Source organism: Corynebacterium kefirresidentii, from assembly GCF_016599755.1.
In the GTDB taxonomy this organism is placed as follows: Bacteria; Actinomycetota; Actinomycetes; order Mycobacteriales; family Mycobacteriaceae; genus Corynebacterium; species Corynebacterium kefirresidentii.
The window spans coordinates 489497-504769 of the sequence record NZ_CP067012.1 but is presented as its reverse complement, the minus strand read 5'-3'; the positions used below and the strand labels follow the sequence as shown (position 1 = coordinate 504769).

15 protein-coding genes are annotated in these 15273 nt (G+C 60.4%); 6 read left to right on the top strand and 9 right to left on the bottom strand.

Features of this window, described 5'->3' with window-relative positions; all coding sequences use genetic code 11:
- Positions 1-3: 3 nt before the first annotated feature.
- Together I6I12_RS02565 and lysS are read right to left on the bottom strand one after the other, a co-directional pair.
- Entirely contained in the window at positions 4-822 is an 819-nt protein-coding gene (locus tag I6I12_RS02565) for a hypothetical protein (protein ID WP_051138303.1), read from the bottom strand.
- A gap of 237 nt (positions 823-1059) precedes the next feature.
- Positions 1060-2637 carry a lysine--tRNA ligase gene (gene lysS / locus I6I12_RS02560; protein ID WP_023019919.1) on the bottom strand — a complete coding sequence of 526 codons (1578 nt, stop codon included), beginning with the start codon at positions 2635-2637 and terminating at the stop codon, positions 1060-1062.
- A gap of 190 nt (positions 2638-2827) precedes the next feature.
- Between lysS and I6I12_RS02555 the strand changes: the two genes are divergently transcribed.
- The 6 genes from I6I12_RS02555 (at position 2828) to I6I12_RS02530 (ending at position 10702) form a co-directional block, all read left to right on the top strand.
- A complete protein-coding gene (locus I6I12_RS02555; RefSeq protein ID WP_200288635.1) occupies positions 2828-4930 on the top strand; it encodes a PhoX family protein in 2103 nt (700 codons plus the stop codon).
- A gap of 221 nt (positions 4931-5151) precedes the next feature.
- Positions 5152-6864, top strand: coding sequence for a carbon starvation CstA family protein (locus I6I12_RS02550; protein ID WP_200288634.1), 1713 nt, complete (start codon positions 5152-5154; stop codon positions 6862-6864).
- The gene (locus I6I12_RS02545; protein ID WP_034655984.1) at positions 6848-7105 is read left to right on the top strand and encodes a cory-CC-star protein; all 258 of its coding nucleotides are present in this window, start codon (positions 6848-6850) and stop codon (positions 7103-7105) included. Before I6I12_RS02550 ends, I6I12_RS02545 begins: the two co-directional genes overlap by 17 nt.
- Entirely contained in the window at positions 7096-8037 is a 942-nt protein-coding gene (locus tag I6I12_RS02540) for an ArsA family ATPase (protein ID WP_200288633.1), read from the top strand. Before I6I12_RS02545 ends, I6I12_RS02540 begins: the two co-directional genes overlap by 10 nt.
- 51 nt (positions 8038-8088) lie before the next feature.
- Positions 8089-9387 (top strand): C1 family peptidase, encoded by a 1299-nt coding sequence (locus I6I12_RS02535; protein ID WP_200288632.1) that lies wholly within the window; start codon positions 8089-8091, stop codon positions 9385-9387.
- 13 nt (positions 9388-9400) lie between these two features.
- Entirely contained in the window at positions 9401-10702 is a 1302-nt protein-coding gene (locus I6I12_RS02530) for a C1 family peptidase (protein ID WP_200288631.1), read from the top strand.
- Here the strand turns inward: I6I12_RS02530 and I6I12_RS02525 are convergent.
- From I6I12_RS02525 to folB, 7 genes are read right to left on the bottom strand one after another with little or no spacing between them, the layout of a single operon-like run.
- On the bottom strand, positions 10699-11319 hold the full coding sequence (locus I6I12_RS02525; protein ID WP_200288630.1) for a GNAT family N-acetyltransferase: 621 nt from the start codon (positions 11317-11319) through the stop codon (positions 10699-10701). The two genes, I6I12_RS02530 and I6I12_RS02525, sit on opposite strands and share 4 nt — an antisense overlap.
- Positions 11319-12221, bottom strand: a complete 903-nt coding sequence (locus I6I12_RS02520; RefSeq protein ID WP_200288629.1) for a pantoate--beta-alanine ligase — start codon at positions 12219-12221, stop codon at positions 11319-11321. Before I6I12_RS02520 ends, I6I12_RS02525 begins: the two co-directional genes overlap by 1 nt.
- A complete protein-coding gene (locus I6I12_RS02515) occupies positions 12218-12892 on the bottom strand; it encodes a Rossmann-fold NAD(P)-binding domain-containing protein (RefSeq protein WP_200288628.1) in 675 nt (224 codons plus the stop codon). Before I6I12_RS02515 ends, I6I12_RS02520 begins: the two co-directional genes overlap by 4 nt.
- Complete coding sequence (locus I6I12_RS02510; protein ID WP_200288627.1) at positions 12893-13930, bottom strand: DUF6779 domain-containing protein; 1038 nt, start codon at positions 13928-13930, stop codon at positions 12893-12895. It abuts the gene before it with no gap.
- Positions 13931-13935: 5 nt separating this feature from the next.
- A complete protein-coding gene (locus I6I12_RS02505; protein ID WP_200288626.1) occupies positions 13936-14409 on the bottom strand; it encodes a DUF3180 domain-containing protein in 474 nt (157 codons plus the stop codon).
- The gene (gene folK / locus I6I12_RS02500; protein WP_200288625.1) at positions 14406-14891 is read right to left on the bottom strand and encodes a 2-amino-4-hydroxy-6-hydroxymethyldihydropteridine diphosphokinase; all 486 of its coding nucleotides are present in this window, start codon (positions 14889-14891) and stop codon (positions 14406-14408) included. Before folK ends, I6I12_RS02505 begins: the two co-directional genes overlap by 4 nt.
- Positions 14891-15271, bottom strand: a complete 381-nt coding sequence (gene folB / locus I6I12_RS02495) for a dihydroneopterin aldolase (RefSeq protein WP_023019932.1) — start codon at positions 15269-15271, stop codon at positions 14891-14893. Before folB ends, folK begins: the two co-directional genes overlap by 1 nt.
- Between the last annotated feature and the right edge of the window lie 2 nt (positions 15272-15273).

Genomic DNA, 15273 nt, shown 5'->3' with positions numbered 1-15273 from the left:
AACTTAGATATCCAGGAGAACTACTCGCCCGCTGCCACTCGAATCCACGCATTTGGGCAAGCGGTTTTCCGGCTTTGCGTCATCTAAGAACTTTGGCGCGGATACATCGCACGCCCAACCTTCGAGCCTGAGGAAGCCGCGGGTATTTACTTCCTCCGGCTTAAAGTCGTGGTTCACGTAGCTATCTACGACCTGCATAGCTTTGGTGCAGTTCGTGCCATCGACTTGCACGTAGACGTTCTTTCGTCCCCATTTTGTATCCATCTGCCCACAGATAGTGCCCATTTTGGCGTTGCCATTGGAATCGGGCTTAGGTGGGAAGGTATCGGAGTAGTACTGACCGTTGTCTTTTACGGTGAAATGATGTCCCTTCGCTGTGACCGTGAACTCATCCGAGTTTGGTGCCTCGAAGGTAACGCCTTCAATTTCTACCTTCTCCCCTGCCTTGAGCTGTTTCGACGGAGTCATATCACCTGGATCCACCGCGCCAGATGGGAAGAATCCCTCCCCCTTTTTGAAGCTGACCATATTAGCCTCCCACTGCGGCTGGTTTGGGTCTGGCATTAGGGGTGGATCTGCGAACTGCACGGTGCACCACGGGCCTGCGGAGAGCTCTTTAAAGGAGCACGAAACTTTTCCATCGGGACTTTTAACTCCCCACGCCTTCGACTGCGCGTATTCGGGGCCCTTCGCCAAAAAGTCCTCGGCCGAACGCATGGTCAGCCCCGAGGAATCCACCTTCTTTTCTGATTCGGTAGTTTCTTCCGCTGTGCTCTCTGGGGAGGAAGCTTCCGCCGAGCTAGTTGCGGTGCTTTCGGTCATCCGTGGACGGAATTGGGGCGCTTCCTCGTTACTGTCAGCAGAGGAACATGACGCAAGCCCAACGGCCAATACAGGTAGGGCAAGGATAGGGAGAATTCTTTTCATGCCTCGCATTTTTCCATGCGGTGAGAAACTGCGCTGGTCTTTTGCAGCAGGGGTGCAGGAACGAACATGAGCAGGAAATAGCAAAGCCGTCAGCCCGCGCGGGCTGACGGCCAAGCGATAGGACGCTAGGTGCTACTTCTGCTCGGGTTTGACCAGCGGGAAGAGCACGGTTTCGCGGATGCCCAGGCCAGTCAAGGCCATGAGTAGACGGTCCATGCCCATGCCCGTACCGGCTGTAGGCGGCATGCCCTGCTCCATAGCCGCGAGGAAGTCCTCATCCAGCACCATGGCCTCATCATCGCCACCGGCGGCCAGGCGGGCCTGATCCTCAAAGCGCTCGCGCTGGATAACCGGGTCCACGAGCTCGGAGTAGCCGGTTGCCAGCTCGAAACCGCGCACGTAGAGGTCCCACTTTTCGGTCACGCCCGGCTCGGAACGGTGCTGGCGGGTCAACGGGGAGGTCTCAACCGGGAAATTCTTGACAAAGATAGGGCCTTCGAGCTGGTCCTCGCACAGGACCTCCCAGATTTCCTCGACCAACTTGCCGTGGCCCCAGCCGCCGTCCTTAGGGACGTCGAGACCAATGACGTCTGCAATGCCCTTGAGCGTCTCGACGTCAGTATCGATGGTGACCTCCGGCTGGCCCGGGAACTTACGCTGCAGGGCCTCATTCAGGGAGGGGTACATCTCGATTTCCGGCCATTCTTCGCCACCGAAATCGAACTCGGTGCCATCGGCAAGGGTGACGGTGGTCGAGCCGAAGACATCGCGGGCAACAGCCTGGATGGACTCACGCGTCATGCGGGCACAATCGTTGTAATCGCCCCACGCAGCGTAGGTCTCCAGCATGGCGAACTCTGGCGAGTGGGAGCGGTCAACGCCCTCATTGCGGAAGTTGCGGTTGATTTCAAAGACGCGGTCAATGCCGCCCACGACCGCGCGCTTCAAGTACAACTCTGGAGCGATGCGCAGGTAGAGGTCAATATCCAGCGCATTGGAGTGGGTGATAAACGGGCGAGCGGCTGCGCCACCGTGCAGGGTCTGCAGCATCGGGGTCTCGATTTCTACAAAGTCCTGGCTTTCCAGGTAATTGCGCAGCGCGCGCATGACCTTGACGCGAATCATGGCGTTCTTGCGGGCATCTTCGCGGATAATGAGGTCGTTATAGCGCTGGCGCACGCGGGTATCTTCAGCCATATCGGCGAAGGACACCGGCAACGGGCGCAAGGACTTAGCGGCCATGGTCCATTCGGAGACCATGATGGACAGCTCGCCGCGGCGCGAAGAAATCACGCGGCCGCGCACGGAGATGAAATCGCCCAAGTCGACGTCGGACTTCCAGGCGTCGAGACGCTCCTTGCCTACCTCTGCGAGGGAAAGCATGGCCTGCACCTGGGTGCCATCGCCATCTTGCAAGGTGGCGAAGCACAGCTTGCCGGTATTGCGCATAAAGATAAGGCGACCAGCAATTGCGTGGGTGACCTCGGTTTCCTCACCAGCGGCAAGGTAGGTTACGCCTTCTTCGTTTCCCGGCTCTTCGCCTTCAGCCACGACGCGGAAATCATGGCGCAAATCCTTTAAGGAGATGGTGCGTTCAACGGTTACCGGGTAGGCCTCTACGCCGGATTCCAGCAGGCGATCGCGCTTTTCGCGGCGGATGCGCAGCTGCTCAGGGACATCGTTTACTTCATTATTCTTCTGCTCGCTCACGTTAGCCAAGGGTAGTCGATCCCCACCGCAGCACGCGATTTAGCCCACGCCACCCTCTCCCGGGAAAGGATTTACGCATAATTCACTTCACTGTCACCTCGGGGTCAACACACAGTTACGAAGATGACCTTTTATATATGACTGTCCCCATATGTAATCAATATTTTTCGACATTTTTGGAGCACTACCCATGGCGCTTAAGGGCCGCAATCTTCTCTCTAGTCTCTTCACATCCTCTCGTTCCAGCCTGACTTGCACCTACAAGTGCGGTAATGCCTGCTTTGGAGAGTGCGAGAACAAGTCCGATAACCCGTACTTCGGTGACCAGTTCTCCCGTCGTACCGCCCTGCGCGCGGGCAGCCTGTCTGTCGTAACCGTCGGCGGCGGCGCCGCGCTGGCTGCCTGCTCTAGCCCAGACGATGCTTCTACTGAGGCGTCTTCTTCCGAGGGCAAGGGCGGCAAGACCTCTGAGGCGAACGTCGAGCTAACCTCCGCAGAGGGCATGAAGTTTGACCCAGTACAGCCGAATGAAAAGGACGAAGTAGTCATCCCGGATGGCTACGAGCAGTCCGTGCTCATCGCGTGGGGCGATCCGCTGTTTAAGGACGCGCCGGAATTCGATGACAAGAATCAGACCGCCGAGGCAGCAGAGAAGCAGTTCGGATTCAACAATGACTTCGCCGGCCTCATCGAGCACCCGGACGATGACAACCGCCTTATCTACGTTTGCTCCCACGAGTACACCACCGAGCCGCAGATGTTCCCCAACTACGATGCGGACAACCCCACCGAAGAGCAGGCCAAGATTGGCTGGGCTGGCCACGGCCACTCCATCGTGGAAGTATCCAAGGTAGGAAACACCGGTGAGCTCAAGCGCGAGTTTGGCCCGCTCAACCGCCGCATTACCGCCACCACCGAATTCACCTTGGTCGGCCCGGCTGCCGGTTCCGATTTTGTAAAGACCTCCGCCGATAAGACGGGCAAGAAGGTCAAGGGCACTCTGAGTAACTGCTCCGGTGGCATCACCCCGTGGAACACCATGCTCTCCGGCGAAGAGAACTTTGACCAGTACTTCGCTCACGCCAAGCTGGATGACAAGAAGGCGCAGGAGTCCCTAGAGCGCTTCGGCATGGAAGATGGCGAGTCCCAGCGCAAGTGGGAGCGCTTTGATAAGCGTTTCGACGTCTCCAAGGAGCCGAACGAGCCGAACCGCTTCGGCTGGATCGTCGAGATTAACCCACTAGATCCTAAGTCCACCCCGGTCAAGCACACCGCTCTGGGCCGATTCAAGCACGAGGCCGCCAACATCCACATCGCCTCCGATGGCACCGTGGTGTGCTACGCCGGCGATGACTCCCGCTTCGAGTACATCTACAAGTTCATCTCCACCAAGAAGTACAAAGAGGGCGACATCGAGCACAACCTCACCATCTTGGACCACGGCACCTTGTACGTAGCCAAGGTAGAGGGCAACTCCCCAGCCGACGAGATTGACGGCTCCGGCGTACTGCCCGAAGACGGTGCCTTCGACGGCGAGGGCAAGTGGATTAAGCTGCTGACCTCCGATACGGAAAACAATAAGTTCGAGTCCCACGTCGACGGCATGTCTGCAGAAGAGGTTGCGGTCTACACCCGTGAGGCCGCCGATAAGGTGGGCGCGACCAAGATGGACCGCCCTGAGGATATGCAGGTCCACCCAGACTCGGAGAAGGTCTACGTTGCCCTGACCAACAATAAGTACCGTGGCGCTACCGGCGAGAACGCCAAGAAGAACAAGGAAGAGCCTATGGAATGGGCTCCTATCAAGGAGAACAAGAACGGCCTGGTCATGGAGATTGAAGATGACCACGCTGGCGAGAAGTTCACCTGGAACCTCTTCTTGGTCTGTGGCGATCCGAAGGAGGCTAATACCTACTTCGGTGGCTTTGACAAGGAGAAGGTCTCCCCGATTTCCTGCCCGGATAACCTGGCCTTCGATAGCCACGGCAATCTGTGGATCTCCACCGACGGTAACGCGCTGGAGTCCAACGATGGCCTCTACGCGGTGACCACCGAGGGCGATACCCGCGGTGAGCTGAAGTGCTTCCTTACCGTTCCGGCAGGTGCCGAGACCTGTGGCCCCATCGTCACCGATGAGCGCGTGATGGTCAACGTCCAGCACCCAGGTGAAACCGATGATGCCACCTTTGAAAAGCAGACCTCTCACTGGCCTGACGGTGGCAAGTCCACCCCACGCCCGGCAGTGGTTGTGGTGTGGAAGAAGGACGGCAATATCGGCGTCGATAAGAAGTAACCACCACCTGGTTTAAGTACCCACCGCGCGGCCCTTGTTCCTGCTCGAGCAAGGGCCGCGCTTTCGTCTATCCACGGCGACTGAACCAAAAGTCTCCGGGTACCCTTCAAATATAAATCCACCCATCGGTCTCCCCCACAGGCAAACACATATGTGAGTTATGGCATACTATTCGCACGTGTGATGCACGCCACCTGCCCGTCTATGAGGAGACACACACTATGAACTCTCTTGTCCTCGCCATCATCGGTATCGCGATGATGGTCGCCGGCTATCTGCTCTACTCCAAGTTCCTAGGGCGAAGAATTTTCCGGCTATCCCCGAAATACTCCACCCCGGCCCACACGATGGAGGACGGCGTGGATTATGTACCCACCAATAAATACGTCCTGTGGGGACACCACTTCACTTCCGTAGCGGGTGCAGCACCGATCATCGGTCCTGCCGTAGCCGTTATCTGGGGGTGGGTACCGGCATTTCTCTGGGTCACCATCGGCACCATATTCTTCGCAGGCTTGCACGATCTCGGCGCTCTGTGGGCCTCCCAGCGCCACAAGGGCCAATCCATTGGTACCTTGTCTGGGCGCTATATCGGCAAGCGCGGGCGTAACCTCTTCCTCATCGTCATTTTCCTGTTGCTTTTGATGGTGAATACTGCCTTCGCAGTGGTCATCTCCAACCTGTTGGTATCCACTCCCACGGCCGTCATTCCCACGTGGGGCGCCATCGCCGTCGCGCTGCTTATCGGCCAGGCCATCTACCGCCTGAAGTGGAACCTACCGCTGGTATCTATCGTGGGTGTGATCGCGCTCTACGCGCTGATGATTATCGGCGACCGCGTGCCCGTGGTCTTGCCAGATACCGTCCTGGGGATTCCCGCCAACGGCGTGTGGATCATCTTGTTATTCATCTACGCCTTCATCGCTTCGATGCTGCCAGTATGGGTGTTGCTGCAGCCACGCGATTACATCAACGGCCTACAGCTTTTCGTAGGTTTGGCCATCTTGTACGGGTCTTTCCTTATCACTCGGCCCTCGATTATGGCGCCAGCGTTGCGCGATAACGTACCAGACGGCACCCCGGGCATCTTTCCGCTGCTCTTTGTCACCATCGCCTGCGGCGCCGTCTCCGGTTTCCACGGCGTGGTGGCCTCCGGCACCTCTTCCAAGCAGGTGGATAAAGAAACCGACGTGCGCTTTGTGGGCTACTTCGGCGCCGTGGGCGAGGGCCTGCTCGCACTGGGCACCATCATCGCTACTACCGCTGGCTTCAAGACCGCCGCGCAGTGGGAAGAAATCTACTCCGAGTGGAACGCCGGCGGCGTGGACGCCTTCGTGCAAGGCGGCGGCGCGCTCATGAATGAGGGCTTGGGTATTCCTACCTCGCTTTCCGGCACCATCTTGGCCACCATGGCCGTGCTTTTTGCGGCCACCACTATGGACTCGGGTGTGCGCCTGCAGCGTTTGGTGGTCCAAGAAATCGGCGAAATCATAGGCGTACGCATCAAGGCTTTGGCCGCCACCGTCATTGCGGTGGGCTTGGCCTTTGGGCTGACCTTCTCCGCCGGCGTGGATGGCTCGGGCGGCATGACCATCTGGCCGCTATTCGGCACCACCAACCAGCTCATGGCAGGACTCTCCTTGGCCATCGTGGTAGTCATCCTCACCCACCTACGTCGGCCGACGTGGCCAGTGGTCATCCCGCTCATCTTCGTTACCGCCATGTCCCTGTGGGCCGCGCTCCTGCAGCTAAAGTCGCTATTTACTAGCCAGAACTGGCTGCTGTTCTGCATGGACGCCATCATCGTGGTGGCCACCATCTGGGTCATTGTGGAGGCCGTCGGTGCCATCTCTCGTGCCCGCAAGGAGGCTCCACTGGAGTGGTCCGATGCTGATCTTGACGCCCCGCTGCCCGAGCATGCTCGACAAGCTTAGGGCTTTCGGGGCCGGTCTCAACGAGTTCTACCAGGCCCCGTACCGCGCCAGTTTTGCCAGGGCTCAGCAGCAGGAAGACGATCTCTTCATGATGCTGGTGGCCTCGGAGGCTCTGGGCATTCCCAACCCGGCCAGTTACTACACCCTGGAGCTTTTGCCGTTGGTCTATGAGGATTTCCACGCCTGGCATACGCGCATGGGAATGGAAAGATCCCCGCTGGAGAATATTCAATGTTGTTAGAGACCGCCCCCATCATGTTCTTTGGCGGCAAGGGCGGGGTGGGCAAGACCACCTTGGCCACCGCCACCGCGCTGCGCCTGTCCCGTGATCACCGCGTCTGCTTGGTCTCTACGGACCCAGCGCACAACCTGGGACACATCTTTGGCACCGCGCTTGGCGATGCCCCCGTGGCCCTCACCCCTTCCCTCTCCGCCATCGAGATCGACCCGGCGCGCGCCACGGAACAACATCTTGCGCAGGTAGGTTCTGCGATGCGCCGTTTCATGCCCGAGCATCTGCACGGCGAGGTCACAAAGCACCTGGACTTGGCCCGGCAATCGCCCGGCACGCAGGAGGCAGCACTATTGGAGCGTATCGCGGCGCTCGTCGGCGAAGAGTCCGACGTCGATTTCCTCATCTTCGATACCGCCCCGTCTGGGCATACCTCGCGGCTGATGGCTTTGCCAGAAATCATGGCCGCCTATACCGATGGCTTACTTTCCCGGCGCGAGAAATCCGATAAATTCGGCTCGCTAGTACGCGGAATGTCGCCCGGCAACAGCGCGAATAATGACCCCGTGGACCGGCGCAATCAGGAAATTCGCGCCACTCTTTTCCAGCGGCGCGAGCGCTTTTCCCAGCTGCGCGCGGCGCTGACTTCACCGCGCACGGTCTTCCATATCGTCCTTACCGCCGAGCGTCTGCCCGTACTCGAGTCAGCCGAGTTCCACGCGGACCTCACCGGAAATGGCGTGCGCGTGGGGTCCATGCTGGTTAACCGCCGTACCCCTGCCAACCAGGGAGAATTCCTCGCCGCCCGTCGCGCGGCCGAAGATGAGGCGCTCGCACTTCTGCGCGCCAAGCTCCCGCAGACCCCAGTGCGCGAGGTTCCGTGGCTGCCGGAGGAAGTGGGGAGTCCGGGGGCCGTCGAAAAGCTGGCGGAATTTCTCTAGCTCTTCCCCCAACCAGCCCCATCAGGATTTCTAGTCTGCTAAAACCGAAATATGACTTTGCTCACCAAGGAATACCTGTCCCAGTTGCGCAAGGAGGCTGCGGCCGATTCACGGCTGCGGCTGGCCCGCAACGCCATCACCAACGTTGGCGCGGCCAAGGCGGCGCTTGACCGCGACCGCATTACCGCCTTATACCCCACCACAGAGACCAAGCTGGATAGCTTGGAGGTAACGGATCAAAAGCGCTCCGGCCGCTGCTGGATGTTCGCTGCGTTAAACGTCTTCCGCCACCGCGCTGCGCAGGAACTCAACGTAGATAATTTCGAGTTTTCCTTCACCTACCTGCAGTATTTTGACAAGCTGGAGCGGGCCAACCTGGTTCTCAACCAGCTGCTGGATAAAAAGGACGCTGGTTGGGATGAGCGCACCGTGGCTGCAGTGCTCGACCACGCCGGAGCCGACGGCGGCTGGTGGTGCTTCTTTAGCAACCTGGTGGCCAAGTACGGCGTGGTACCTGCCGAGGTCATGCCGGAGGTCCGCTCGTCTGGACATACCGCGGAGATGAACCGCGATCTCGCCACGGTGGTGCGCCGCGCCGCCGCACAAGACGGTCCGCGCGAAGAGATCCTCGCCCAAGCGCACAAGGATATCCACCGCATCCTGGCCATCCACCTGGGCACCCCGCCCGAGGAATTTACCTGGGCGTATCGCACAAAGGACGAGCAGTTCGTGCGCCTGCACTCCACCCCGCGCGAGTTTGCCAAGAAATACCTACCCCACCTCGACGAGTTCGTGGTGCTGGCTGATGACCCCCGTTCCACCAACCCCAAGCATCGCGTATTTAGCAGCGCTGATGAAAGCAATGTGCTGGGTGGCGCGCCACAAGAGTACTTAAACGTCACCGTGGAAGAGCTCAAGGAGACCGCCAAGCGCAGCCTAGCCGCCGGCGAGCCGGTGTGGTTTAGCTGCGACGTCAACCGTCAATTCTCTTTCCTCAACGGCGTATGGGACGAGGGACTGGTGGATACCGATGGCCTCTACGGCATCGATTCCACCATGACTAAGGAGGAGCGTTTTACCTCCGGCGAGACCGCGCCTACCCACGCGATGGCGCTCACCGGTGTGGATGGGGACCGAGCTTGGCGCGTGGAGAACTCTTGGGGCTCCAAGCCACCACGCAAGGAAGACGGCGAGGATGTGCCGGGCAAGGGTTTTGCCACGATGGCCGATGCCTGGTTTGACCACAACGTCTTCCACATCGCCGTGCGCAAGGAGCACCTGAGCGATGAGCTTTCTCAGGCGCTAGATACCGAACCGATTGAGCTTCCCCTCTGGGACCGGATGAACTAAGGAGAATCGAGAAATGACCGAGATTAACCCAAACGAGGTTCATGCCGCCAATGCTGAGCTCGCCAGTGATGCCACGCTGCGCTTGGTACGCAATGGGGTGGCTCAGGAAGGCGTCGATAAGCTCAGCCTCGACCGCGAGGTACTGCACACCCTTAACCGGGTGACCAGCCATAAGCTAGATTCCTGGGGCGTGGCCGACCAGAAGGCTTCGGGCCGCTGCTGGATTTTTGCCGGCCTGAATTCCCTGCGCGGTGAGCTGATGGACAAGGCCAAGCTTAAAGATTTTGAGCTTTCCCAGACCTATATTTACTTCTTTGACAAGCTCGAGAAGGCCAATTGGTTCCTGAGTGCCATGGCTGAGCTGAAGGACCGCGATATTACGGACCGCACCGTAACCAAGCTCATGGATGATCCGATCGATGACGGCGGCCAGTGGTCCATGTTTGTCGCACTGGTGGAAAAATACGGTGTAGTACCGCAGTACGCCATGCCGGAAACCGCTTCTTCGGAGGCCACGGCGATGTTGAACCGTAACCTGCAGACCGTGCTGCGCCGCGCCGCGCACCGGATCCGCAGCGGCGAAGAGGGCGCGCACAAACAGGCGCTTGCCGACGTCTACCGTATCCTCACCGCCAACCTGGGCCTGCCGCCGGAGGACTTTGTCTGGCAGTATCGCGATAAGGATGATGAGTTCCACCGCGCGGGCACCTTTACCCCGCAGGAGTTTGCCAAGGAATACCTGCCCGCGGACCTTAGCGAGTACGTGTGCGTTGTCAATGATCCCCGCAATGCCTACGGCAAGCTCTACACCGTGGAATACCTGGGCAATGTGGCCGGCGAGCGCGTGACCTACCTCAACGCCCCAATCGAGGTGCTGCGCGATGCCGCCCGTGCCTCCATCGAAGATGGTCAGCCGGTGTGGTTCGGCTGCGATACCGACCAGCAATCCGATGATGAGCACGGCGTGTGGGCCAAGCAGCTGCACGATTATGAGGCCTTCTACGGCGTGGAGATGGATCTGGACAAGGCACAGCGTTTGCGCCTGCACGAGTCCATGATGACCCACGCGATGGTGTTTACCGGCGCCGATATCGCCGAAGGCGGCGCAGTACAAAGCTGGCGCGTGGAGAATTCCTGGGGTCCAAAGAAGGCCGATAAGGGCTTTTGGACCATGGCCGATGACTGGTTCGACGAGTTCGTCTTCGAAATTGCCGTACACCCTTCCCGACTGCCGGAACAATACCAAGCGGCTTTGCAGTCCGAGTCCGTGACTACCCTGCCGGCCTGGGACCCGATGGGGGCCTTGGCGCGCTAGGTCTGCGGTGCGCCCAAGCGCCGCACATAGAGCATGCACACCAAGTCGCGGTCCTCGTTGACCGCGATGGTGCGCTCGCCCACCTGGCTAAAGCCGCGGGCGTCATAGAACTGATAAGTGCAGCCGTCATCGGTGTACAGGTAGATATTCTTCCCTGAATGGCGAGATTCGAAGGCCTCAAGTAGTGCCGTGCCCACGCCGCTTACGCCGGAGTTGGGGTCGGCGACGAGGAAACCAATCTCGCCGTCAATGGAATGCTCGCCTAGGTACTTGAGCAGCATGTCCTGATTGGCGGCATCGTAATCATCGCGGTGCCCGCCCGGGCGCAGATTATTAAAGATTTCCACCGCGCGGACAAATGCCTTGCGCCACCACGGATATGGCAACGCGGGCTTGCCCTTCATGGAGGCCAGCAGCACGCCGAGGAAGCGGTCGCCATCGTAAGCGGCCAAGATATCGGTGGCCTTGGCGCGCTCTAAATCCCAAAAATAGCGACCGTAGGCGCGCTCGAAGCGAGGATTTTTCACAAACCAGTGCAGATGCATGCCTTCAATGGCAAAGGAAATGGCCTGGGGTTCATCGCGCGGGTCTAGGTCGCGGATCTGGATATCGGTCATTAGTCCTCCGATAGCTGTTGGGAAGCGGCATCTTGTGCGCGCTGGTGCTCGCGTTGCTGCTCGCGCTCGAGCTCTGCCTTGGCTTCGTGTTCTTCGATGTTATTAAAGCCGATGCCCAGCGGCAGGCCCACATTATCGATGAGCCGGACGCCACCGATGGTCGCGGCAACAAGCAGGCGAGCATCGCCCTCCTCGGGAGGGGTTCCTAAATCTCGGCCGCGCACTTCGAGATACTCGGGTTCAACCCCCGCGGCGCGAAGCACCTCCGCGGCAACCTCACGTACCTTCTGCGCACCGGCCTCGGCGGCGTGCGCGCCAGCGGTGAGCGCGGCGGATAGTGCCGCAACCTGCTCACGGGATTCGGCCGGCACGTGGGTATTGCGCAGGCTCATCACCACGCCGTCGGGCATGCGCACAGCGGGTACGCCTTGCACACGGACTCCCAGGTGAAAGTCCTGGACCGCATGGTGGATGGCAAGGAGAAGCTCGTAGTCCTTCTCGCCTAAAAGGACGTCGGTAGGCGAAAGCGTCAGGATGAGCGCAAGGTATAGCGAGAGCTCCTCGCTAAGGTCCGGCTCAAGGGCGGTCGCGGCATCGACCGGAGCCACGGCGATCCGGCGGCCGTGTGGCCACAAGGAATCTGTCGAGTAATCCCACACGATGTCCACGCCCTCGGCGCGCAGGAGCTCAAGGTCCTCCTCGTGCGGGGACTGCAGGGCCACGACGGTGACCGCCCCGCGGATGCGCTTCGCCGCGCGCACCAGCGCGATATGACCAGCGTGCACGCCCGTAGTCAGCGGCACCAACGCCACTGGACGGCCGGTCTTATGAAAAGCGCTGCCGACCATGCGGATGCGCTCAATGTCGTTGATGACGATAGCGTTTCCCAGCTCTAGGCTCATCGGCTCTCCTCTTGTAAGGCCCACATTTCTAACTCTTCGCGGCCGTCAACCTCTCCTAGGCGGCGGGCAACTTCCACGTAGCTGCGGCGCAAGCCGGGGTCGGTGGCGCCGCGGTAAGCGGCGATGGCTTCTTGGCTATCAAAGCCAATGCCTACCGGTGGCCATTCCTCAGTGGGGGCGAAAAATTCTGCTTCCCGTGCCGCGGGTACCTGTAGCCGGTGCAGCATGTCGGCGTAGTAGACGCGTGCAGCAAAGGGGGCACGCTCGACGTCCGATAATGCGAGAACATCGGCATGAAACTCCCCGGCGATGAGTTCCACGATGGTTTCACCTAGCTCATCCAATGTGGTTGCAGCCCACCGTCCAGAGACGATAGGGGCAAGCGCGGCTACCACACAGCCGCGAGTCTCTAGCGGATCCAAAACCTGTACGCCGCGCGACAGGCAGGTGTGAATAGCAATGAGGCCGCGGTGAACGTAGGGTTCCAGTAATTCTACTGCGGCATCTAGGCGGGCATCGCCCACCGCAATGATGAGCGCTTCACAGGAAGAAAGCTCTGCTGGATCGGAAATCTCAACAACCTCGTGGCCGGCACGCGCCATTTCTTCGGCCAGGTTGATACCAGCCAAGCTGCGGCCGAAGAGAGCTACCCGCATGCGGGGCGGGCGCATTTATTTATCCTTCTTTTTCTTCGCCTGGGCCAGCAGCTCGGCCACGGAGACCGCGCCCTCGCGCTTATCGTCGCTGCGGCGGCGGCCACGCGAATCCGGCTCCTCAGCAGCCGCGCGATGATGCGAGCGGGCCGCCTTCTGGCGTACTGGCTCGGACTTTTCTGGAGCCACGTGCTGGCCGGAGCCCGGGTACTCCGCGCGCTCATCGCGCTGCGGCGCCGCCTGCTGCGGGATGTTTTGGGTCTCGTCATTGGCCGTGGTCGCAGCCTCCGGCTTGCGATGGCTGCCGTGGTGCTCGTTGGCGGTCGAAGTGCGGGAGGTCTTCAAGGAGTCATCTCCGCCGGTGTCCCAGCGCACCGCTTGGAAACCGCCAGTATTAAAGGTAGAGGCGCCAGAAGCCTTGCCGGAGGTACGCTGCGCGCGCGTCTTTTCACTAATGATGTCATTGAGTGGGTTGGACTCAGCGTGCGCCGCGGACGGCTGGTTCCCCAGGCGGCCGGCGATAGCATCGGCGGACGGGGCGCCGGAAGAAGACTGGGTGAAGTCCACGTTGCCTTCCTCCGCATCCGGGCGCGCGGCGGCCGCGGTCTGGGCCTCCAGCTGCATGATGCGGCGGGCTTCTGCGTGTAGGGCGGCCGGCTCATAGGTGAATTCGTGGCCGGAAAGATCCTCAATCTGCTTGCGGATGGAAGCGAGCTCGGTGCGGATCTCATCGAGCAGTTCCTGGTCCGGTAGGGGCTGGCCATCGGCCGCGCGGGCTTGCTTCAGCTCGGCGCGGTGGGCGCGCTCCTGCAGTTCCAGCTTGGTCACGGATTCTTCGGCCTGGCGGCGGTAGCGCATCACCAGGAAAAATCCGAGCACGGCGGCCCACAGGGCAGCAATGAGCGCGATCTTAAGCGCTGCGGCAGAGCCGGAAATCAGCATGACGATGCTGGCTAGGACGGCCAGCACCACGAGGACGATGAGCCCGATCTGGCCCAGATCCGGCTTGGACGTCTTGGCGGAAGTAGTGTGCGAAGAAGAGCGCGGCTCAGTCATGCTCACTAATGTACCGTTTGTACCCCATCTGGTGGGGGCGGGGTCTCACAGTGTCGCTCCAGCCGCAGGCCAGCAGCGGACATGGCAAGGCCACCGAGCGCCGAAGCAATGACCCCCACCAGGTCATCGGAGGCGGCCGCAAGCGTGCCGGCGTTGGGGATAACGTAGACGGCCACGCCTGCATAGATTCCCCCCACGATGGCTCCGGTCCACGCCGAGGCCTTGCCCACCAGCATGAACTGCGTGATGGTCATGGGATTAAGCTGCGAACTATCTAGGCCGATGCCATGCTCGTCCTCGGTGGCTTGGTCCACCTTCCAGGTCAGCACTAAGCAGATGACCGCCATGAGCCACAGCGTGGCCGAAACCGTCACTGGGATGTGCAGCATGGAGCCATAAAAACGCGTAGTGAGGATGGCCGCGGCGGCGGCAAAGAAGACCCCGGTGCCAATGAGGGCACCCAACGAGGTCCGTTTCATAGCTCCTCCATCATGCCCAACCGGCGAATATCGGCGCGCTCCTTCGGGTCGAGTGCTGCCACCCGCTTGGCGACGCCCTCCCCACTCAACCTAGCATCACCATCGGCCGCCAACCAGGGAATCAGCACGAAGGCGCGCTCGTGGGCATAAGGATGCGGGACGGTGAGCTCCGGGTCATCGGAGGTGTATCCCTCGATGTCCACGATGTCTACGTCTAACGTGCGCGGGCCCCAGTGACGCACCCGCACCCGCTCCGCGGCCTCCTCGAGCTTCTGCCCGCGGCGCAGCAGTTCCTTGGGTGACTCGTCCACATCCACAATGAGCACGGCATTGAGGAATTCGTCCTGGTCCGTTACTCCCCACGGCGGGGTGGCATAGACCGGCGAGGCGGCAACAATGTCGCCGGCGAATTCGTCGAATACCGTGCGCAATAGCTTCACGCGGTCATCCATATTGGATCCGATGGATAGCACCGCGCGCATTAGAGCGTCCTCGCGTGCTTGCGGGAGCGGCGGGCGACCACGACGACATCGGCAAAAGTGCGCGGAATCGGTGCCTTCGGCTTATGAAGCGTGACCTCGACGGCGTGCAGGCCCTCGAAGGTAGCCATGATGGTATCGGCCACCTCGCTAGCGACGGTCTCGATGAGGTCGCGGGCGGGGCCTTCGATGATGTTTGCAGCGACGTCGGCAAGCTCGGCGTAATTGATGGTCTTGGTCAGATCATCGGTAGCGGCGGCCTCGGCGAAATCGGACCAACAGGTGATATCCACGATGAAAGGCTGGCCGGTACGCTTTTCTTCCTCAAAGACGCCGTGGTAGCCAAAGCATTCCAGGCCGGTGAGTTCAATGCGGTCTGCCATGA